This window comes from Alteromonas gracilis (assembly GCF_043642145.1).
Taxonomy (GTDB): Bacteria; Pseudomonadota; Gammaproteobacteria; order Enterobacterales; family Alteromonadaceae; genus Alteromonas; species Alteromonas gracilis_B.
This window is the reverse complement of the sequence record NZ_JBHZRZ010000005.1, coordinates 176,936-196,510: the sequence shown is the minus strand read 5'-3', so window position 1 is coordinate 196,510 and position 19,575 is coordinate 176,936. Positions and strand designations below refer to the sequence as shown.

Genomic DNA, 19,575 nt, shown 5'->3' with positions numbered 1-19,575 from the left:
GGCATTCCCTTTTTAGGGGAATTGTCTCTGCGGGTTACTTAAGTCTGTAGGAGGACAATATGTTAATGAAAAATACAATCCTTGCTAAAGCTCGCGCATTGGCAAATATCATGTCACCTCGTGGTGATATCGGCATCAAACTTGTTAAAGGCGGTTCTCCGTTTGCGACAAAAGATGCAATTCACATCCCTGAAGGCGATTGGAGCGATCCAAATTACCTTGCACTTGTAGAGTGGTACATTAATCACGAACTTGGTCATATCAAGTTTACTGATTTCTCTACACTCCCTCGGATTGCTAAAAACAAGCTCCTTATGAATCTCACCAATGCGGTTGAAGATGCTCGTATGGAAAAAGCGGTTATAAATGCATATCCGGGTATGGAGATAGAAAACGCAGCTGGAGTGAATATTTGGAAACAGGAGGGCAAATTTAGCACTCCTCAACCTGATGATTCACCGATGCAGCTAGTGTTTTCTTATGTGCTCTATAAAGGGAGAAGTTCAATCGGTCAAAACTTGCTTGAAGAAGCTAACTTAGCAATTGCGTATATTCGCCAGCAGGCGGGTGACGAATTCGCAGATAAGTTAGTCGATATCATGTCTGGGATTGATCAGTGCAAAAACACTGATGATGCTATATGCATTGCCGAAAAGGTCTTAGAATTGTTGCAAGACGAATCTGAAGACCAAGATGATGAGAACGATGACTCAAATGACAGTAATGATAATTCAGAACAGTCAAATGATGATGAAAGCTCAGATTCGAATTCTGACTCTAGCGATAGCGGTGATGGCTCTGAAAATAACTCAGGCAACGGTTCATCTGATGATGACGGTGCTGACTCAGACGATTCAGATGACGGGCAGGGCTCTGGTAGTGAAGGCGAGGATGACTCAAATCAAGACGGCAACAGCGGTCAAGGTGAGGGTGATAGTCAAGACGATGGTGATACTCAAAACAACAGTGGCGAGGGTGACCAAAGTGGCGATGAAAACTCAGCTCAATCTGGCAGTGGCAACGGCTCAGATAAAGCGCAACAATTCGCAGAAGCAGCACTTGAAGAAGGTAATCAAGCCGATGTTGAAGATCTCCATAAAGAGCTTCAAGAGACTATTGGTGAGATGGCCGAGATAGCAAGAAATGAAGGGCGTGCTTGCATTCAATGTGATGGAGAATTCCAACCACTTGATATTGTCAACACGTTGCCTGATGGCATAGGCAGTATTACTCATAATGCAGAACGTTACTCTCAATCTATTGGGCAAGCGTTTAATCAGCATCGTTTAACCAAGAAAGGTCAAGTAACTAAACGTTATGATCGTTCTGGTAAACGTGTAGACGCATCTAAGATTGCAGGCGTAAATGCTGGCAATTTTAATGTGTTCGTTAATCCGACAGAAAGACGAAACTTAGGTTTCAATCTGGCGTTGCTGGTGGATGTATCCGTTTCCATGAAATACAAAGGAAATATAGATCTGGCTAATGATGCTGCTTATGGTGTTATGAAAGGCCTTCAGCCACACAGAGATGTCAAGACAGCTTGCTATCACTATCCCGTCGCAAACTCGATTATAGAGACAAAGGGATGGTTGCAACCTGTCAGTAAAGACATGGCTGTGCCTGCTATAGGCTCTTCAACACCAACAGGCGAAGCATTGCAGTCTATATTAATGCGTATGATTTCTTTTAATGCCTCTGGCGAGAAAGTTATCTGCGTTATTACTGATGGTCGGTGTAATGAAGAAACTGTGAAAGCTGCCAAGCAGTTAGCTGGTGAAATGGGAGTGCATCTCGTTGCTATCGGCATTGGTGTAAGTGAGGTCAGTGGATTTGATGAAAGCAACAGCGTCTGTGTTTCAGATTGCTCAGAGCTGCAATCAAAGTTATCTGAACTTGTACTTAAAAACTTTGCATAAACTTATGGCTCTCTATTAGAGCCAGTTTTGACTAATGCCTTTTTTGGAAGGCATAAAATAATAAGAAAATATTTCATAGAAGCCCATAAGGGGAGATAACTCCCTTTATTGGGTTCGTTCATCTCTTTTTATTGGCTCTATGAGCAATTAAAGAGGAGAGCGCTTATGAAAAAGTCTATGAAAGACGCAGTTCTCTTGTTCATTGAGATAATATTTTTGGCATTTGGACCAGCTTTATTTGCTGGTGGCCTTTTTCCAATTATCTTGTCACAGGAACTTGGGTTCGCTGAATATAGAGCAGCAGTAGTCTCCGCTATTATGGGTGGATTATTCATCATAATTGCGGGTGGAATTGCGGTTTATCGCTACTTGAAGTACAGTTAAGGAAAGTAATATGGGTAACGACATTATGTATCAAATTATTGTTTATTCGACAATTTGTATCCTAGCCGTTTTAGGATGTGCTGGAATTCTTATTGATTGGGACAAGATAGGGTACAAATACTTTCCTGAGACCTTCAGGAAGCCGAATGATAAATAACTCTAAGAACCTCGCAATAGCGAGGTTTTTTTTTGCTCTTTGATATTAAATAATGCAAGGCAACCCTTAGCGCTGAGTGGCCAACGCTTGCGCCAAATGAATCGATGGTAATTTCATAGTCGTCAAAGAATGAGGCTAAGGAATTACGATGCAATCAATTACAAACCAAAGAAGTACATCTCCATTTAATCAAGTAGTGTCAGGTACCAAACGCGCCCTTTCCCTATATCGTACAATAAACAGTGCTAAACATTTATTCCTTCCGGTTATTGCAACATCACCAACAAAACGAGAAGCTTGTTTTTCAATTAGGTATAACGTATTTGCAGAAGAACTGAACTTAGAGCCTTTGAATGATTGCAACCTTGAGTTCAACGAAAGTGATCACTATTCAACACATTGCTTATTGTCGCTTAAGCATAGTAACGATTATTGTGGTACCGTCCGGCTAGTATCTCCAGTCACAGATGTTCAACTATTACCGATTGAAGAGTCATGCTTACACTCAATTACAGATATGCGCTATCACCCTAATTGTTTTCGTAGAGAAGATATATGTGAGGTATCCCGTTTAGCCATACCAAGTCAATTCAGAGCTCGGAATGTAGATAAATTTTTAGGTGCTGGCCTTGGAAACATCAAGAGCAAATCAACTATCAAAAAGGCATCACGGGCATTTCCATTAATAGCCGTTTGTCTGTACCTTGCCGCCGCAGCTATAGCAGTGAACTCAGGTCGAAAGCACGTTTATGTAATGATTGAACCTGCTTTAGCTCGAAAAATGTCGGTCGTTGGCCTAGCCTTTAAACAAATAGGTACCGAAATAGATTATCACGGAAAGAGAGCCCCTTTTTATATTCATGCTGATGACGCAGTTAAGAGTATAAAGTTACCATTTAAGTTATTATTCAATAGTTATTTGGCTAAATTGCGTTAATTTTTAAATCGCTTTTTATTGTTAACAATATACCTGTTTTATATAAGGAATTAATATGCCTTGGTGGTTTGGTTATCGAGTTGTACCGGATGGACGAGTTTGTATCAGTAAACCTTATGAAGACCCAGATTTAGCAAAAATGGAGCGAGATAAGTTACGCGCTCCAGACTTGAAAGTTACTTCAAGGATTAACGCGGAGAATGAACACGAAGCACTTCGTCAGGCCAAAAAGCATTTTACTGTAACATAAGCTTCAGCTTTATATTTAAGATGCAGTAACGATAACGAAGTAGAGTCATGTGTGTGCTTAATCTAACAAAGACTATATGACGAAAGAATTCAGTTAATAGGAAATAAAATGGAAAATATGGGCACGTTCGTTTGGTTTGGTTCCAGAAATGGGAACACTGGTTTATGCATTTTCACTTCAGAAGAATGTAATGAAAAACGTTTTGATGTAACAAATATAGCGAGCTATTCAGATCGAGTTTATGAGCACTATAAGCATACGTTTGCTGACAAATCTATAGCTTCAATGTACTTACCAGATGTAGAACTGAACTCAGTTGAAATCATGCTTTTAAAGGAATTAGCTATTTCACAAAAAATTCTTTTTAGGGCAAGGGACGTAAGCTCAGCTGAGCAACTAGAACATTATAAAAAGTTCCCTATCTGGAAACATGAATCACGATGACTTACAAGAACCGTCAATTATTAATCGCAGATAACAAAGCCTACAAGTTACTACTCAAGCGTTTGAAATCTTTAATAGACGATTAACAATTATTCACGGACTCGCCTAGCTCTGAACAGGAGTTGTACAAAATCCGACAGGCGATTACTGAGTTAAAAATCTAATAGGAAATACAATGTCTAAACCATGTGAGCTATTTGACAGAGGTGGCAACGATAACTTTAAGGATGTATTTGTTTCTCAGATGGAGCAATCTGATCGCACCTCTCCTCGGCTTATTGCGAAGTTGAAATCTATGAAAAGTTTGATTTCAGGCGATATCGAATCACTTAAACCTGTCGTTCGTGAAAACCCTGCTATGGTGGGTGGCACTGTTGAGAAAACATGGTCCACTATTATTTCAACTATGATTCCTTTTACGGATTTTGAAATACTAAATAAAGTAATTATCCAATTCAATGATGGAACAAGGTCACCAGAAATTGATTTGGTCATTGTGAAGGACATGCCTGAACTTGCTGATCGTAATTATGTAAACTACGACTTTGTAGTTGCAGCGTTTGAAGTGAAGTTAAACCTAAAGACCAGCCACTTAGATAAAATCTTCGAAACGAGTGAAATCTTAAATAAACACAAAACATCTGGAACGTTAAAAAACGAACTATGCAGGGATGTTATTTTTGGTGTTCTTGCACATACCAGTAGTCTAAGTCAGGCGAAAGTGGAAGATCCAAGCTATCACGTTTCTGTGTCTAAGAGAGAAATGGATACATTATTAGAAAAAGTATCTCTACATAAGTGGGAACACCCTACAGACTTGGTTGATTTAGTGGTTGTAAACGATGCTTTTTCAATAGGTAGTTTGAGAACGATTAATTACGATGAAAAGTTTCCCTGTGATTGGCTCCCCGACGTTGAGGTGTTTTACAATCCATATTTATCTTCAGGTTCGTTAGCATTGGCCGACATCGATATTAAAGACTTAATCTATGTCGGTACAAACAATTCTGTGCTAGGCAACTTTGGATATAACCTCTCTAAGAGTTTATTTAATAACGAACTTCTTGACTATAAAATGGTGGCATTTTATGAACACTACAACAATCGTTTTACACAATCTGTTTATGGTTTCGATATCGAGGTTTTAAATCAAAATTCCATCGAGCAGTTGAGGAATCCCAATCAACTGCGTGAGTATTAAATCTAATTAAAGAAGCCTTTTGATGTTTTTGATTCATAAACAAAGAGAACTAATTAAGAAGTAAAATTCTTGCTCTAATTCTAACCACAATCTCGATCTTTGTCTTAGACTATTACTTATCTAAAACGTTTGTCTGCTAGTAAAAGGAGCCTACTATGCATAAAGATTCCCGTTCTAAAGTTCCATTGTGGTTTAATTGTACCTTTGGTGCCTTCGGTTTCTCTTTTTTAATGCTTTTCCTGTATGTCTCGTGGCTTATTAACACGGGCTCTCCAGTTTCAGATAAGATAATCGAATCACACTTAGCTCTAGATAAGAAAAACAACGAATTGAAGGCTTCAGACTTCCAATCTATGAGTTCGGACGGTTATTAAAAAATGTGAGGTGTCGCTAATCAAACCTTTTAAATTTCTACATAACGTTCTAGAAGTGGCCTTTTAATGACAATAGAGATAAGTCGTGAACAATTCAGAAAAGCAAGATTGGGGCTTCTCTTTGTTGCTTTGATCACCCTAATATTTGTCATCGTATTCTCGATGAAAGTATTTCAAGGTTTAGCTGGCCCAATCACGTCTATAAATTGGGAGCCTTATAAAGCAACGCTAATAAATGTCTATATTGACGAAATGATAACAACAACTACCAGAGATAATCGAAGCCAATATGCGTTATATACGCCCCGCATCCTGTATAAATACACAGTTAATGATCAGGAACACACAGGAAGAAATGTTACTTGGTATGACGTTTATGACGACAGCTTTATGCTTGGGTTGGCTCAAAAACTTGAGAGAAAGTTCCTAGACTCCGAACCTATTGATATTTACATAAATCCAAGTAACTCGGCAGAGTCCATTTTGGTCAAGAATATTATTTGGGAGCATATGTCGATGTTGCTTGTGGGTTTTTTTATTTCTTGGTTGGCTTTTCTTTGGCTGGTGCATGTTTTCGTGTTCAAGTTAAAATATGAACAATGACTGCTTTGAGTTTGGGTGTTCACCTTTTCAAGGTTTCTCTAGGCACGGTTTGTAATTTTGATGCTAAAACTCTAGAGGACTGTTCTTTACCTAAGCCCGTATAATGAAATCATGATTATTTCGGTCTAATATATTTTGTCAATTTATATTAGGGCAAAGCAGAAAGTAAAAAAAAGCAGTCAGATGACCAAGCCGATACGGAAATTTGGATCTGTAAACTTGGCTAACTGAAATAAAGCGCTATAATTGCTGTAAATTCCTACGGTATATAGCGCTTTTTAGTGAGCAAAATATCTTGCCAAGACAAACCACCCGCCATTCCCTTCGCTTTTCGAGGAATTCAGGTCAATTGATGTAAGTTTACGAAATGTGAGAACTTTGGTCTGACACCAGAAGGCATCAAGGATATAGAGGACTTAAATAACCATAATAAAAAACGGAAAAGGCCGTCAAGCCATTAAGCACACTAAATATTATACCATTTCAGGCACGGGCAAAAAATCATCAGCAATTAAATGCAAAGGCTGTATCTCCTACGCCAGCAAGTCACCTTTCGATAACCAGAAGTTCTACTCACTAAAAAGCAATAAGGGCATCTACGAGGAGCTTCAGCGCATCTCTGCCTACTTGGTTGAACCCGGAACGCAATGCACGAACATTGACTGCCCAAGCAATTCTGGTGACGAGCCAACATCAATAAAAAAGCGTGGTAAAACCCCGAAGGGTAACCAGCGCTATCTATGCAACGTGTGTGGCACATCCTTTACAGGCAAAGCATTCATCTGGAACTAGGGGATATTTTCAGGGTTTATTATAACTACTGCCAGCCTGACGTAAAAAATAAAACTACCCCAGCTATGAAAATGGGCCTAGCAAAAGGCCCTGTTGCAGTAGAGAAAATTATTTACTTCAAGAAATATAACGATTAATACAGAAGTTGGTTATTCCTCATAACCTTTCTTTTCCATTACCTTAGTAATTAAAATATCGCTCTCCTTTTTATTAGTAAGCGCGTGACTCCTAACTGCATATACAAATGAAAAAATTGCAGATCTAGTCAATTGCAACATAAGCAATAAATTGCTTTCAAATTCATCTATATGAATATAAGTAATTTTCTTTTTAAAAGAGAACTCACTATACTCACTTTCTACAAGTGATTCATCACCTTGGTAAATTACTACATATTCATGTTCAAGAGCATTGCGATAGTCCTTAAAGAAACTCCACTCTCCAGATTTTTTATCATTTAAATCAGAAGAAATGCTGTAAAGCGAGAGCAGGCTTGGATTTTTCAAGCTGTTAAATTTTTCAACCCTTTCAGGATCACCATCAAAGCGCCACATGTTCGTAAAATAGACATTTTGATTATTGTCTGGGTAAATATTAAACATTTCACATACCCCAACACCAATCTTATCCAAAATTCCGAAACACAGACGAAATGATGTTCTTAATTTTTCAATGCTAACCCCAAGTTCCTCGTTATCCTGAAGCTCTGAAAACCCAAGCTCAAAAAATTCCTGTTCATTTTCGGGTAGTAGAATCGATTCGTAATACAACTTTCTAGCAAGGCCAAACTCTGATTTCATTCGGTTTAGGAGTTTTTCCATTGGCTCAATGAAATTTCCAGTTACACCGCCCCTAGTTGGTATTGTTAACTCATCCCTCCTACTTCCATTGCACTTACAGTACAGACCATGTTCAGAAAGAGCCAAATCATTATCCAGACAAAATTTTCTGTATTCACTTAAAGATTCATATTCAGCTTGTGTCTCATGCTCATCATAATCAGACAGTGATATGCCTTCTTCAATACAGATTGAAGTGATCTTTGACTGGAAAGTATCAGCCAAGTCTGCCCAGTAGCTCTTAAAGCTTTCAGGGGCTTCTGAAGATAGGCTTGCCTCTATGTAGCCTTTTTTAACTTCTTCGAGCATAGGTAAACTAAAACTATTAGAAACTTGATTAATCATTAGTAAAGTTTCAGAACGGTTTACCCATGCCTGTGCAATATTTGGATTGAATCTTATGACCTCATCATAATATTTTAAGGCTTCAACTAATCGAAACTGCTGTTTAAGTGAATTTGCAAGATTAGTCATTCCTTGCAAATGGCTAAAATTTGAAGCTTTTAGTGACTTCCACAGAAGAGCCTTGTGGTCAATAAGTTGATTTATTGAATTAAAGTCATGTTCAAACGGATTTTCTACTGTAATGAAGTTTGATTTTGCGTTAGCCAAGAAATAAAAATAGTTAAACTCACCCACAATCCCCAACAACCTATCTCTATTCTTTTCCAATAGATCCAAGCCAATTTTCGATGCTTTACTCTTAACTTCTTGTAAATTTGATAAATGGGCAATATCAACAAAATAACCTGAGATTTTGAAAATAGCCTCAAGGTAGAAGTTTTCATCCTCTTTGTTCTTCTTAATATTAGTAAGAGCGGATAAAGAAAGCTCTAACGCCTTCGAGGTGTCATTAAGCTTTATATATTTATCAATTTCATTCAGTACGATAATAATTCTGTCTTTCATGTAATTACGCCATGTTTCTTAGGGTTTAGTGTGTCAGCTAGATACAAACGGCGCAATACTAGCTTTCTAATATGTGTGACTGCTGTTGGAGTTTGATGACTTTACCTGTAACTATACTGTTAAAGATTCTAATCTTGCATTTGGCGCGGTTCTAGTTTGAAAGTTACATAGATATATCTCACAAAAAAGTCAACAATAGACACCTGAGAGGGGATTTATAATCACTATATTATTTAAGTCAGGTCTGCAAGATAGGTGTATGTACTAAAAAAACGAAAGCCTTACAGTTTCCCGCAAGGCTTTTATGTTAAAGCTTCAATGAAAGATCCAAATTTCCGTATCGGCTTGTCAGATGACTGCTTTTTTCCATTATGTTATTTGCTGTTTATTGCGTCGTCTAGGCCTTTACCTATTTTGAATTTTGCAACGCGCTTAGCGGCAATTGTCATAGCTTCACCGGTCGCTGGGTTACGACCTTGACGCTCTGGTCTATCTGATACAGAGAAGGTACCGAATCCAACTAGTGCAATTGAGTCATTGCTTTTCAGCGCTTCAGTCACAGTTTCCGTGAAGCCAGCTAACGCCTTACCTGCATCTGCTTTAGAAAGGCCTGTTTTTTCTGCAATGCTATCTATTAATTCACTTTTATTCATATTTATAGTCACCTATTAGTTTTTTGCTTAGTTTTATATGTCGTTTAACTCAACTGCTTTTTGCAATTCAGCTTCGTCATTCTCTATGTATATCTGGGTCGTGCTAATGCTGTTGTGACCTAGTACATCTCTTACTACAACTAGATCTATGCCGTTCTTCAGCATGTTAGTCCCGCAAAAGCGCCTTAAACCATGTGGCCTTACATGATCGTGTGATAATTCTTTGGTCCGTTTCTTAAGTAAATCATATATGGCGTTTCCGCTTAATGGGGAATTATCGCTTATATTCATTTGACCCCACTTATTTATGCTACAGAAAATGTAACCGGGTAGGGCACCTCGATATTTATCAATCCATTCATTCAAACGTTTGCAGGTATTAGGGGGGATATCTACGGTTCGCTCTTTGTTGCCTTTTCCTGTAACTACAAACTTTCTTAGTGAGGAGTCGTAATCTTTGAGCTTAATATTAACTAGTTCGTCTCTGCGTAAGCCACTACCTGCAAGCAATGAAATTATCGTTGCATCCCTAAAGCCTATAGCGTCACCCAGAGACAGACAGTGCTCAACTAGTATTTTTACAGCTTCTTTCTTTATAGGTTTTCGGCCTTTGGCAATAGTTTCAGCTTTAACGTTTCGTATTTGCTGAATTCGATGGTAAGTTTCATTGTTCACTATTCCATTCATATAAGCGGCTCGAAAAACCCCTCTGATGGCCGCAAGGTATGAGTTTACAGTTCTTGGCTTCATCTTACGAATTTCTAAAAGCGTTTCAATAACGACATCTATATCAACGGGCTTCATTGCTATCCAATCAAATGTTTCGTGCTTGTCATGTCCGAATATTCTCACAATCTGATTTAGTTGTGATGCGACTGTTTTCCTTGAACGCTTAGAGCGCAAAGTCATCAGATGTAATGTTGAAGGAGAGATTTTAATATTGTCTCTCGATGACAAAGGTAATGTTGTTTCAGCTTCGATGACTGTTAATGTGTCTTTCGTGGACATAGATGTAAGCTCGACATTTATTTTCATTTTGTCTTTCGTGGACGACGCTTTGAATCCGACGTTATTTATTTTTGTCTATCATTGACGCTGCTTTGCGCTTCACATGCTTTTAAATAACGGTTCCACTGACCAAACCACCAGAAATTTAATGCAATCGCGATAAAAATACCAATCCAATCCAAAGCAACGACAGCTATAAATGATACAAATATTGGAGCCCACAATTGGTACCAAAATTTACATTTTTCGTTGAATGGTACTTCGGTAATACTTTTACGGACAGGAAGCCAAGTGGCCATAGTGCGTTCACATATTTCAACAAACATCTCACTCTTAAGCTGTCTTTTATTCATCTAAAGGTTTTCCTGATTTTCAATACCGCCGTTCAATATACCATTCAATTTCATAGGGCAACAAAAAGTTGCAGTGTGATACAACACGTTTCTATCATTCCATTCCTAGCCCCATATTCGCCGTTACATTTCAAACAAATGTACGTCGAATTTGAGCACTAAAACACTATTACTAGTCAAAATAGCACCCTACTCTTCGAAATTTACTTTAACTTGTTAAAAGTCTGATTTAAACAAGTTATAAAATTATAGCTTAGGGTGGGGGTGTTACAACACATTTTATGCTTTTTGTGATGCATCATGATTTAAAGGCGTGATGCAACACGTTAAGACTCAAGGTCTTTTTGTTTGTGATACAACACGTTTTTGTATTCTTAGCCAGTGCAGGTATCTCATCGATATTATGTTTCAAGCGCCTCCTAAAGGTATTTAGTGGTAATTTAGTTTTTTACTAATTCCAATTACTACGCTATTTGCTAGTCTCTTAGTCAATCAACTTAATGAGGGACGCATCAATGGATATAAAGTAAATCACAATGGAATACTCAGTGGCGGTAATTAACCACGCTATAGCTAAGGCTGAGTTAATGAACGAGAAGCAAAAAGATATTGCAGAGTATTTAGGCATTAACGAAACGAATATCAATCATTACAAGAATGGAAAGCAAAATCTCGGCCCTACCAAATGTAATCTCCTTATAGCTCGCTATGGTATGCCAAGGCAGGATTCGGGAAAGTATCTAGAGGCGACTATATACGAGTCTGTTGCCGAGTATTTATCACAACTCCCAGAAAGAAATAACTCATTTTATCGTCAAGGGCTGGTTCAGGCTTTTAGCTCTGAAGGTACCGTAAAGATTTTAACGCATCTGGTTGGGGATAGTGTGTTAGCCAAAAAAGAGAGCTTTGATCTTGGCGCCGGTTTTAGAATTACTTCAATGCTCAATGGTTGTTCAAAACGAAATATTCCCGCAGTTCTTGATTGGATAAAGCAGCACCTTGAACAGGATGAAACAAAGGAATGGTTTGAAAAAATGAGCGAGTTTATTGCATCCTCTGACTCAATTATCGATTGGCGTAGCGCCCCAAGAATAAAGGACTACGGGTGGGACAATGTTGTTATTCATAAAGATGAGCACGTAATTTTGTACCTTTTTTGTGACTTCTATTTTAACAATATAAGCAACTTCGGACTCCCAGCAGAAATTGTGTACAACACCAAGCATCTTGATGCTCGCCCTGTGAACCTTACGGGTAACGAAATCCATAACTTTACAAGTTCTGATACAGGGTATGTTGAACCACAAGCTATACGTTGTTTCAAAAGCCAACTAATTCATGGCAATAACGGATTGCGACACGATAAGAGTATTGCTGATGTAACCGTGCCGGATGAATTGTTGGCGCTGTCCAATATGGCATTTAAGGGCGTGAAATGCAGATTAACTATGAACAAGAACATGGAGTACCGAATTCATATTCAAGAAGACAGAGGTCTACGCGAGGCCCAAGTCATCATAAGGAACGTACCGCAGGACAAAATCATCGATGTCTATAAAAAGCTAGCCAGTCATTTCAATCTAACGGAGGAAGCTGAATTTCAACTAAAAACAAATATAGCCGCCGCAGGTGGATACCTACCGGGCGTTGAAGTCCTTTGATATTCAATTTATGAAACGATAAACACAAAGTGAGGATTTTATGCTTACTCTTAAGAATGGACCAAGTACAACAGGTAGGCCTTCAGGTAAAGGTCGTTCTAATAACCCACCAAGAAAATAAAAAGGCGCAGGTGAAGGCCCCAGTAGCTTTTTCACCAGCTCATATTTATGTGCAACTGTAGACGCAGTTATACGTGAGTCGGTCGATACAGCTGTTGACGCAGCATGTATCGACCATTTGTTTAACTAATCAACCCAATCATCACAAAGGAAAGATTAATCATGTCTAATTCATCAATTCAATTATCACAAAGCAAGGACAAATCAAACATATCGAATTTATCACTAAGCAAAATCACTGCGCAACTAGAATGTATCTACCGGCTAGGTGAAAAGTCGCCAGAGAGGTAGCAAGTGAATCCGTTGTATAGATAGAATCTAAAGCTATTCTGCGAAACTGTCAGATATTATGAGCTACTATAGTTTATGCGAAGAGGATAGCTTCGAGACCGAACACTGATTGATTTAATTTTAAAAAAATCTGAATAACTGCGATAATACTGTTTTTATATACAGTGTTGGTTATGTTGAAAGTTCTCAAGTTGAAAATTCAGGCTGGTATCGTAGGGTTTGAGTCACCGGCTTCTGGCTATGTCGAACGAAGTATTAATCTCGATTCGCTTCTTATTGATAAACCAGCTGCGACATTCATTGGCTTGGCTCAAGGTAATTCGATGGTAGGCGATGGTATCTTCGATGGTGATTTACTTATAATCTCGCGCTCGGAGCCTATTAAGGATAATGCAGTTGTAGTATGCGCTGTTGGTGGTGAGTTTGTATGCAAACGCCTTGATATGCGAAATAGGCGTCTTTTATCTTCATCGCCCGATTATCCCCCTTATCAAATCTCTGATGCAGATGACTTCGCCATTGAAGGAACGGTAATTCGCTCTGTGCGCTTATTCAAGCCATTAAACATCCAATGATAGCTCTTTGTGACGCCACCAGCTTCTATGCCTGTGCAGAGAAGTCTCTGGACCCCAGTATAAGGCAACGCCCAGTATTAGTTTTCTCCAACAATGACGGTTGTTGTGTCGCATTGTGCCCAATTGCTAAAAGATTGGGCTTTAAGAAGTTTTTGCCGATGTTCCAGATGAAGGATGACATCAGAAAATTTAACGCTGTTGTGCGATCAAGTAACTATGAGCTATACGCAGATATATCTAGCAAGATGTTTTCACTTCTCCATGAATACACAGATGAACTGTATGAATACAGCATCGACGAGGGGTTCATGCGATTTGAGAATGAAATGTCTGATGAACAATGGGTACAGCTAGGGCTTGATATAAGAAGAGCACTATGGCGCCAATTACGTATTCCTATTGGGGTGGGATTCGGTGTCAATTGCACGTTGGCCAAAGCTGCAAATCACGCCTCAAAGAAATTACCGGGCTTCAATGGCTCAGCAATTGTGCGCTCTGACCAGCATAAGCGTCACGTCCTCACGCAAATGGAAACGTCTGATGTGTGGGGTATAGGTAGTCGATTGGAGAAACGTCTTGCCGCCATGGGGATAAAGAACGGTTTTCAATTAGCGCAACAGAATCCAAGCAAAATGCGTAAGTACTTTTCGATAACGCTGGAAAACACAGTACGGGAGTTACAGGGAGAAGTGAGACTTTCTTGGGATGATGTCAGACCCGCAAAGAAAGAGATCTATTCCACCCGCAGCTTTGGCCAGCGAGTATCAAGTATAGAAGAGCTGAAATCGGCATTAGTTAGCCATGCTGAAATTGCAGCAAGTAAGTTGCGTGCCCAGAACAGTGTAGCTGGTGGTATTGTACTTTTCGCGGCGAATTCGCCTCATGATGACGAACCCTATCAAAAGAAAACGTTCTATACGCCCTTCGAGGTACCAACCTCTGACACACGCAACATTATAGGGGCGATTTCTTCCGGCATAGGCTCTTTGTTTGTGCCTAAACTTCGGTATTACAAGGTCGGGGTAGGTCTCGTGGATTTGAAGGACAGTGCGTACTACCAACATGATCTGTTTTCGCAATGTACAGACAACCCCGCGCTTATGAATGCTTTAGATACCATGAACGCAAGATTTGGAAGAGATACAGTAAGCTTCGCTGCCAAAGGGTTCAAGCAACGCTTCGCCATGAGACGCAATTACCTTTCGAAACGGTACACTACGCGTATCCACGAAATTCCACGTATCAAATGCTAATTTAACAATGATGACTGCTATGAATGGTTGTAAATGGAAATCGTTGATTAGTTTTTCTGTAATTGGAATTAGCTAGAAATTTATACTTGAATGATATTTAGCTATGCTTGATATTGGCTTGTATGAACTTGGAGACTGTTTTTAAGGCTCCCTTACACATATCCAACGTTATGGATGTAGTTGGACACTACCGACAAGGAAAATGTTATGTACCGCTGTCTCATTATATTCGTTGTAGTTTCCCTCTTTTCAGGCTGTGCAACATCAGTGAAATCACCACTAAGTGCGAGGGTCACAGGTGATGGCAAATACTGGATTGTTCAAGAGCCACTTAAATTCGAACTAAATGGTGAAGATAGATATGTACCAAAAGGGTTCGTAACAGACTTCGCGAGTGTCCCACGTTCTTTCTGGGTAGCCTTCCCACCATGTGATATATATACACCAGCAGCCGTAGTTCACGATTATTTATACTGGATGCAGTTTCCTGAATGTGACCAAGAGTGTGCCGATAGTTTTCTAAATTCTGCCATGGAGTCTGCTGATGTGCCACGTTGGAAGCGAGTGCCAATTTATATGGCAGTCCGTGTTGCAGGTAGTTCAGCATGGTCAGAGAATACTGAGCTTAATCAGCGTGGAGTGATTCGTTTTGTACCAGAAGGTTTTGTAGCAGATCAACCAAATGAAACGTGGGCTCAGATAGAAAAGCGACTTAAAGAATACCTTGAAAAACAGAGCGTAGCCAATGCCATCCATGGCACTACTCTTACTGGAAGGCCTTGACTAACAATTGCTGAATAAATTCTTTCGTGGTCGGCCAGTCAAGAAGATAGAGGCCGAGGACGACAAGAATCGCAAGAATTATCAAAATTACGCGTAACATATTAATACCTTAATTTATGTGCGACATTGCACGATAAAAGGTTAACTAATTGTCGTTCACAAAGCGCCAGAAGCTCTAATTTTAATATCGAATCATGCGAATTTTCTTTAAAAAGGTAAAAATAGCGATATTAATCCTAATGAAACATGATGTTAGATGAAATGAATAGCTAATTGCTCTAAACTTCATTCGCATGAGAGGAGCAATATACCTATGAACAAAGATGAATTGTGGCTAGAGTACAGTCAGTCCAAAGCGTTTGAAGCATTTATCAGGGCACTGGGACCTGAGTCGTTCGTCGCTGGTGGATATGCCAAGGTACATTTACTGCTCGATGACATACATTCTCTTTCTGACTATAAGAGCGCGATGAAGCTGCTTAAAAGTGAACTGGATGAGCATACCGTTCTAACAATACGCTCGCGCTTCAGAAGCTATAAGTACCGTAAGGGACATAGCAAAAAAACCATCCTGATGAATAAACAGACACACTCCAAAATCATGGAACTCACAAAGGGGATGGAAGCTGATACTTTTGATGAAGCACTTGAATACGTGCTACAAGAGAGATATCGCAGCATTTGGGACCTTCCAATTGAAGATTTTAACCACCAGCGATACGACGACGACGAACTTCATATCAATGCTTATCTGGCAGCGCTTTCAGAACGTGAGCGCTCGCGAGTAGTAAAAATGCTTGAGTCTTATTTTTTATCGGGCTGGCAGGCTGCGAAGCGGTCACGTAGCAACAAAAAGACCGCACCCCAAGATGCGTTAAAGCGCCAGTTCAAAAGTGATAAGGTCAGTGTTTCGACGTCAAAGGATAGCGAGAAGAGTTAGTCGCTATGTTATTGTTTTTTCACGCATGATAATTCGGGTTATCATGCGTGAACCAAATTGTCATTCATAGATAAAATCAATTAACCATTCCCTGTTCATTTTCCCATTCTTTGCGTACCTTTTCTGCACACTTTATAGCCTCACTCCTTGTTCTGCTTGCTGCTCTGGTCGGGTTGTCTTTATACATATACTTCTTTTTTAGAGTGCGCCATTTCACAGGGTGATACGCAATGATGTAGTTTCTCTCGTATACCGACCCATTTTTATAACGTTCAACGGTCCTCACTTCAGATAAACCAGTAATAAGGTCTGATTTTTTTGCATCTGTCTTTTTTTTGCGTATTCGTTTCTTATCTGCGCCAATTAATTTGGCGTCGTAATCTCGTTGTTTCTGTGCAGCGCTAAGTTAAGCATCCTTAGAGCCGAAGTCCCTATCCAAAAAACGGCTGTAGATATAATTCTCTCCGTTCGTTTTGGGAATAGCCACACGGACTGTCCAGCCGTTTCCTAGCCTCGTTATGAACTTCATTGCTATGTCGCGTTTAGCCATTAAAGTGAATTTTTCTGTTTAGGTTGACAGTGGTGTCAAGAATAAACCTCTCGATGGCTTTAAACAATATTTAGCAAATTACGGAAAAAACTGTAGCTTCATCTTATCGGGTATTAAGGCACCTATCATGTTTAGGCACTATAAGTCCATTCTAACTGTCGACCAATAGGTATTTAAACCATATCCTCTGTGGACAAAACTACTCCGCTTGCGTCCTTTAATTCCGTTATATATTGGTTGGCATAAAACAGGATTAGGGATTCATATGCAGCGCTTTAATCATCTCGACATGTTTACGGGCTTAGGTGGTTTTTCTCTCGCAGCTAAGCAAAGCGGATTTATCGACACTATGTTATGCAGTGAAACGGACCCGTATAACAATCGCCTTATAGATGAAAAGTTCTGTATGGAAAACGCAGGTAATATCTGCGATTTGGCAGTACCGACAGCTTTCCATAGCGCCATCACTGATGAAGACGTTGTTCCGTGTGAGGAGACGGGGTTCTCTACCGTCACATATGAGGACTTTTTTGAAGGTGTAGTGCCCTTCCCCGATATCGCTACTGGGGGATTCCCATGCCAAAACGTGTCTAGTGCCAATGTTAACGACAATTCTGGAATTGATGGTAAACAATCATCATTGGTTTACGAGCAGTTGAGAATAATTGAAGACCTAGAAATACCCTATTGTGTGTTCGAAAACGCTGAACGTTTAAATCGAAAAGGATTAAGCTACATTGTGGCCCGACTGACCGAACTCGGCTACATCGTTGAGTGGGAAACGATCAGCGCTACGGCTTTTAATTATCCTCATTACCGTCACCGTGTATATATCGTTGCTTATCTCCCTTCAACGGGTGCTGGCCAGAGTAAACGTAATGTATTTGACCATGTTCGTCAGGTTGCGTTAGCAAATTTAGATAAACCATTCAAAATGCCTCTATTGGAAGAGGAACCTAAATGGGTTTTAGGCGAAGCAGTATGTGAAAACCCTAAGTCGATTAAACTTCGAACCAAACGAATTAATTCATTAGGCAATGCCATCATCCCTGATATAGCAAAAGCCATCTTTGACTCAATTCGTATACTTGAAGTATCTAAAGATGACAAAAGCAATACCCATATCTCAGATGACCTATTAGCGGGTGTACGTGAAGGTACTAAGTGGGTGTTAGATAGTAAATATGTAACATGCATGCCTACACGCGGTGTAGCGCACTCTGACGCCATTTTCTCAAACGGTAAATGTGATTTGTTGAATGTTTCTAAGCAGCGTTATGTGGGCTTATACAGCACTCTTTTGAAAAAAGACGGCAATAATAACTTTACTTGCAAAAGTCGACTTACAAGACCGGGAAAGTTGGGTGGTCTCGTGGGGGAAATTATGGCTGTTGGTGCAAACGCTGGTGGGCTTCATCCAGAATTTTGTGAACAGTTTATGGGATACCCGAAGGGCTACACTGAACTCCCTAATATGAACAGAAATTAAAGTTGGTAAGGCCAGAAAAGTTACTGGCAGCTTTAGAGCATGAGTGCTTCCGATGGCTTTTCAGCTGAAGCATTCACTTATTATTTCCCCTATCGTTGCTTACCATTTAACTTAATGAATCTTAGTCTTCCGTATAAGTGGTTTCCGAAATATTTTCAGATTGGTATGTTAACTTAGCTTTTTAACCTCCTTAATAAATCTTAGGCTTCCTTTTTCTTCGTATTATATTTCAAGTGACGTAAAGAAGAGTTTATTAGCTATGAACGAATTATTATTATCTGCCGACGAAAAAGAGCTTCGAGATCTGCATCGAGCAATAAAGGATGGAAACAGGTTAGTCTGCCGTATAGCAAACCACAGCCCTGATTATAATACTAAATCGTGGAACTATTATTTTCATATCACTGCCACTGATGGCAAAGTATATTATTGGCCAGAGACATTTAAAGACTATCAAGCTGTAAGAGTGTTCGGTGATATAAAGGACGCTTTTGGTGACTGCGCATCGATTGACCATTCAGCCAACCTAAAACTTGAACCCTTCTTTGTACAGAAGTCCTCAAATGTAATCCCAGTTGATTTTGCTTCTCGTGGATAGATGATGGACGTACAGGCCCTTACATCGTAATGAGCTACAAATACAAAAAAGGCACTATATATAATATAGAGTGCCTTTTTTATTAACTAGCAAATATTTAAATGAGTTTGTTCTTTCTGAGGTATTTTTCTAACTCATGGTGAGAACCAAATGCCCCAAGCAGCATTTTTTGTGCATGCTCCCGTGTTTCATTATCCGGGCCATTCTTAATAAGTTCATACCATGTCTTAACTAATACAGGAGGTACTTCTTTGCGCTGCTCGATCTGTTTCACTACTTGTCCTGCTGCTGTAAATCTTCTTCTTTGTCACTCCAGCCATCAAGCCATGACTCGGCTTCAAGCGAGCCATTTTCGTAGGGTGGGTTTGGATGTTCGATATTTGCATCAAATGCGTCGTAACCTTCCTGCCATGCGGCATGGACTTCATTGACTGGAAACTTTTGTTCGGTATCACTCATAAAATCACTTTCTCCACTATCATTAAGGAAATG

At 39.5% G+C, this 19,575-nt stretch carries 22 protein-coding genes; 16 read left to right on the top strand and 6 right to left on the bottom strand.

Going from position 1 to position 19,575, the window contains the following annotated elements; translation table 11 throughout:
* Positions 1-65: 65 nt before the first annotated feature.
* The 9 genes from ACHUFN_RS12660 to ACHUFN_RS20195 all read left to right on the top strand — a co-directional run bounded on the left by ACHUFN_RS12660 (position 66) and on the right by ACHUFN_RS20195 (position 7,061).
* Complete coding sequence (locus tag ACHUFN_RS12660; protein ID WP_394222768.1) at positions 66-1,919, top strand: vWA domain-containing protein; 1,854 nt, start codon at positions 66-68, stop codon at positions 1,917-1,919.
* A 165-nt stretch (positions 1,920-2,084) separates the two neighbouring features.
* Positions 2,085-2,303: a hypothetical protein gene (locus tag ACHUFN_RS12655; protein ID WP_394222767.1), complete on the top strand. Its 219-nt coding sequence runs from the start codon at positions 2,085-2,087 to the stop codon at positions 2,301-2,303.
* Between the two features lie 305 nt (positions 2,304-2,608).
* Positions 2,609-3,397 carry a PEP-CTERM/exosortase system-associated acyltransferase gene (locus tag ACHUFN_RS12650; protein ID WP_394222766.1) on the top strand — a complete coding sequence of 263 codons (789 nt, stop codon included), beginning with the start codon at positions 2,609-2,611 and terminating at the stop codon, positions 3,395-3,397.
* Between the two features lie 55 nt (positions 3,398-3,452).
* Positions 3,453-3,647 (top strand): hypothetical protein, encoded by a 195-nt coding sequence (locus ACHUFN_RS12645; protein WP_394222765.1) that lies wholly within the window; start codon positions 3,453-3,455, stop codon positions 3,645-3,647.
* Between the two features lie 108 nt (positions 3,648-3,755).
* Positions 3,756-4,091: a hypothetical protein gene (locus ACHUFN_RS12640; RefSeq protein WP_394222764.1), complete on the top strand. Its 336-nt coding sequence runs from the start codon at positions 3,756-3,758 to the stop codon at positions 4,089-4,091.
* A 175-nt stretch (positions 4,092-4,266) separates the two neighbouring features.
* Positions 4,267-5,292: a DUF6602 domain-containing protein gene (locus ACHUFN_RS12635; protein ID WP_394222763.1), complete on the top strand. Its 1,026-nt coding sequence runs from the start codon at positions 4,267-4,269 to the stop codon at positions 5,290-5,292.
* 155 nt (positions 5,293-5,447) lie between these two features.
* Positions 5,448-5,666, top strand: coding sequence for a hypothetical protein (locus ACHUFN_RS12630; protein WP_394222761.1), 219 nt, complete (start codon positions 5,448-5,450; stop codon positions 5,664-5,666).
* A gap of 66 nt (positions 5,667-5,732) precedes the next feature.
* On the top strand, positions 5,733-6,269 hold the full coding sequence (locus ACHUFN_RS12625; RefSeq protein WP_394222760.1) for a DUF3592 domain-containing protein: 537 nt from the start codon (positions 5,733-5,735) through the stop codon (positions 6,267-6,269).
* Between the two features lie 627 nt (positions 6,270-6,896).
* Positions 6,897-7,061, top strand: coding sequence for an IS1/IS1595 family N-terminal zinc-binding domain-containing protein (locus tag ACHUFN_RS20195; protein ID WP_463424082.1), 165 nt, complete (start codon positions 6,897-6,899; stop codon positions 7,059-7,061).
* A 149-nt stretch (positions 7,062-7,210) separates the two neighbouring features.
* Here ACHUFN_RS20195 and ACHUFN_RS12620 read toward each other — a convergent pair whose 3' ends face one another.
* The 4 genes from ACHUFN_RS12620 to ACHUFN_RS12605 all read right to left on the bottom strand — a co-directional run bounded on the left by ACHUFN_RS12620 (position 7,211) and on the right by ACHUFN_RS12605 (position 10,823).
* Complete coding sequence (locus ACHUFN_RS12620) at positions 7,211-8,809, bottom strand: LA2681 family HEPN domain-containing protein (protein ID WP_394222759.1); 1,599 nt, start codon at positions 8,807-8,809, stop codon at positions 7,211-7,213.
* A gap of 374 nt (positions 8,810-9,183) precedes the next feature.
* Positions 9,184-9,462, bottom strand: coding sequence for an HU family DNA-binding protein (locus tag ACHUFN_RS12615; RefSeq protein ID WP_394222758.1), 279 nt, complete (start codon positions 9,460-9,462; stop codon positions 9,184-9,186).
* Between the two features lie 33 nt (positions 9,463-9,495).
* A complete protein-coding gene (locus ACHUFN_RS12610) occupies positions 9,496-10,497 on the bottom strand; it encodes a tyrosine-type recombinase/integrase (protein WP_394222757.1) in 1,002 nt (333 codons plus the stop codon).
* Positions 10,498-10,535: 38 nt separating this feature from the next.
* Positions 10,536-10,823, bottom strand: a complete 288-nt coding sequence (locus ACHUFN_RS12605) for a hypothetical protein (RefSeq protein WP_394222756.1) — start codon at positions 10,821-10,823, stop codon at positions 10,536-10,538.
* Positions 10,824-11,371: 548 nt separating this feature from the next.
* Here ACHUFN_RS12605 and ACHUFN_RS12600 point away from each other — a divergent pair.
* From ACHUFN_RS12600 to ACHUFN_RS12570, 7 genes are all read left to right on the top strand, one after another.
* Positions 11,372-12,484 (top strand): hypothetical protein, encoded by a 1,113-nt coding sequence (locus ACHUFN_RS12600; protein ID WP_394222755.1) that lies wholly within the window; start codon positions 11,372-11,374, stop codon positions 12,482-12,484.
* A gap of 584 nt (positions 12,485-13,068) precedes the next feature.
* Complete coding sequence (locus ACHUFN_RS12595; protein WP_394222754.1) at positions 13,069-13,470, top strand: LexA family protein; 402 nt, start codon at positions 13,069-13,071, stop codon at positions 13,468-13,470.
* Positions 13,467-14,723 carry a Y-family DNA polymerase gene (locus ACHUFN_RS12590; protein ID WP_394222753.1) on the top strand — a complete coding sequence of 419 codons (1,257 nt, stop codon included), beginning with the start codon at positions 13,467-13,469 and terminating at the stop codon, positions 14,721-14,723. The genes ACHUFN_RS12595 and ACHUFN_RS12590 overlap by 4 nt, the downstream gene beginning before the upstream one ends.
* 207 nt (positions 14,724-14,930) lie before the next feature.
* Positions 14,931-15,506 (top strand): DUF1353 domain-containing protein, encoded by a 576-nt coding sequence (locus ACHUFN_RS12585; RefSeq protein WP_394222752.1) that lies wholly within the window; start codon positions 14,931-14,933, stop codon positions 15,504-15,506.
* Positions 15,507-15,819: 313 nt separating this feature from the next.
* Positions 15,820-16,446, top strand: coding sequence for a hypothetical protein (locus ACHUFN_RS12580; protein WP_394222751.1), 627 nt, complete (start codon positions 15,820-15,822; stop codon positions 16,444-16,446).
* A gap of 815 nt (positions 16,447-17,261) precedes the next feature.
* Positions 17,262-18,485 carry a DNA cytosine methyltransferase gene (locus ACHUFN_RS12575; RefSeq protein WP_394222750.1) on the top strand — a complete coding sequence of 408 codons (1,224 nt, stop codon included), beginning with the start codon at positions 17,262-17,264 and terminating at the stop codon, positions 18,483-18,485.
* A gap of 259 nt (positions 18,486-18,744) precedes the next feature.
* Positions 18,745-19,083 carry a hypothetical protein gene (locus tag ACHUFN_RS12570; RefSeq protein WP_394222748.1) on the top strand — a complete coding sequence of 113 codons (339 nt, stop codon included), beginning with the start codon at positions 18,745-18,747 and terminating at the stop codon, positions 19,081-19,083.
* A 97-nt stretch (positions 19,084-19,180) separates the two neighbouring features.
* Here the strand turns inward: ACHUFN_RS12570 and ACHUFN_RS12565 are convergent, their stop codons facing one another.
* Both ACHUFN_RS12565 and ACHUFN_RS12560 read right to left on the bottom strand, forming a co-directional pair.
* Positions 19,181-19,357, bottom strand: coding sequence for a hypothetical protein (locus ACHUFN_RS12565; RefSeq protein ID WP_394222747.1), 177 nt, complete (start codon positions 19,355-19,357; stop codon positions 19,181-19,183).
* Positions 19,357-19,542 (bottom strand): ribosome modulation factor, encoded by a 186-nt coding sequence (locus tag ACHUFN_RS12560; protein WP_394222746.1) that lies wholly within the window; start codon positions 19,540-19,542, stop codon positions 19,357-19,359. Before ACHUFN_RS12560 ends, ACHUFN_RS12565 begins: the two co-directional genes overlap by 1 nt.
* Positions 19,543-19,575 lie beyond the last annotated feature (33 nt).

Bases quoted from the DNA above. Each gene is read 5' to 3' on its own strand.
- ACHUFN_RS12635 (WP_394222763.1), top strand. From the start codon at position 4,267: ATGTCTAAACCATGTGAGCTATTTGACAGAGGTGGCAACGATAACTTT.
- ACHUFN_RS12630 (WP_394222761.1), top strand. From the start codon at position 5,448: ATGCATAAAGATTCCCGTTCTAAAGTTCCATTGTGGTTTAATTGTACC.
- ACHUFN_RS12570 (WP_394222748.1), top strand. From the start codon at position 18,745: ATGAACGAATTATTATTATCTGCCGACGAAAAAGAGCTTCGAGATCTG.
- ACHUFN_RS12640 (WP_394222764.1), top strand. From the start codon at position 3,756: ATGGAAAATATGGGCACGTTCGTTTGGTTTGGTTCCAGAAATGGGAAC.
- ACHUFN_RS12580 (WP_394222751.1), top strand. From the start codon at position 15,820: ATGAACAAAGATGAATTGTGGCTAGAGTACAGTCAGTCCAAAGCGTTT.
- ACHUFN_RS12610 (WP_394222757.1), bottom strand. From the start codon at position 10,497: ATGAAAATAAATGTCGAGCTTACATCTATGTCCACGAAAGACACATTA.
- ACHUFN_RS12575 (WP_394222750.1), top strand. From the start codon at position 17,262: ATGCAGCGCTTTAATCATCTCGACATGTTTACGGGCTTAGGTGGTTTT.
- ACHUFN_RS12650 (WP_394222766.1), top strand. From the start codon at position 2,609: ATGCAATCAATTACAAACCAAAGAAGTACATCTCCATTTAATCAAGTA.
- ACHUFN_RS12605 (WP_394222756.1), bottom strand. From the start codon at position 10,823: ATGAATAAAAGACAGCTTAAGAGTGAGATGTTTGTTGAAATATGTGAA.
- ACHUFN_RS12655 (WP_394222767.1), top strand. From the start codon at position 2,085: ATGAAAAAGTCTATGAAAGACGCAGTTCTCTTGTTCATTGAGATAATA.
- ACHUFN_RS12660 (WP_394222768.1), top strand. From the start codon at position 66: ATGAAAAATACAATCCTTGCTAAAGCTCGCGCATTGGCAAATATCATG.
- ACHUFN_RS12615 (WP_394222758.1), bottom strand. From the start codon at position 9,462: ATGAATAAAAGTGAATTAATAGATAGCATTGCAGAAAAAACAGGCCTT.
- ACHUFN_RS12585 (WP_394222752.1), top strand. From the start codon at position 14,931: ATGTACCGCTGTCTCATTATATTCGTTGTAGTTTCCCTCTTTTCAGGC.
- ACHUFN_RS12590 (WP_394222753.1), top strand. From the start codon at position 13,467: ATGATAGCTCTTTGTGACGCCACCAGCTTCTATGCCTGTGCAGAGAAG.
- ACHUFN_RS12620 (WP_394222759.1), bottom strand. From the start codon at position 8,809: ATGAAAGACAGAATTATTATCGTACTGAATGAAATTGATAAATATATA.
- ACHUFN_RS12595 (WP_394222754.1), top strand. From the start codon at position 13,069: ATGTTGAAAGTTCTCAAGTTGAAAATTCAGGCTGGTATCGTAGGGTTT.
- ACHUFN_RS12645 (WP_394222765.1), top strand. From the start codon at position 3,453: ATGCCTTGGTGGTTTGGTTATCGAGTTGTACCGGATGGACGAGTTTGT.
- ACHUFN_RS12560 (WP_394222746.1), bottom strand. From the start codon at position 19,542: ATGAGTGATACCGAACAAAAGTTTCCAGTCAATGAAGTCCATGCCGCA.
- ACHUFN_RS12625 (WP_394222760.1), top strand. From the start codon at position 5,733: ATGACAATAGAGATAAGTCGTGAACAATTCAGAAAAGCAAGATTGGGG.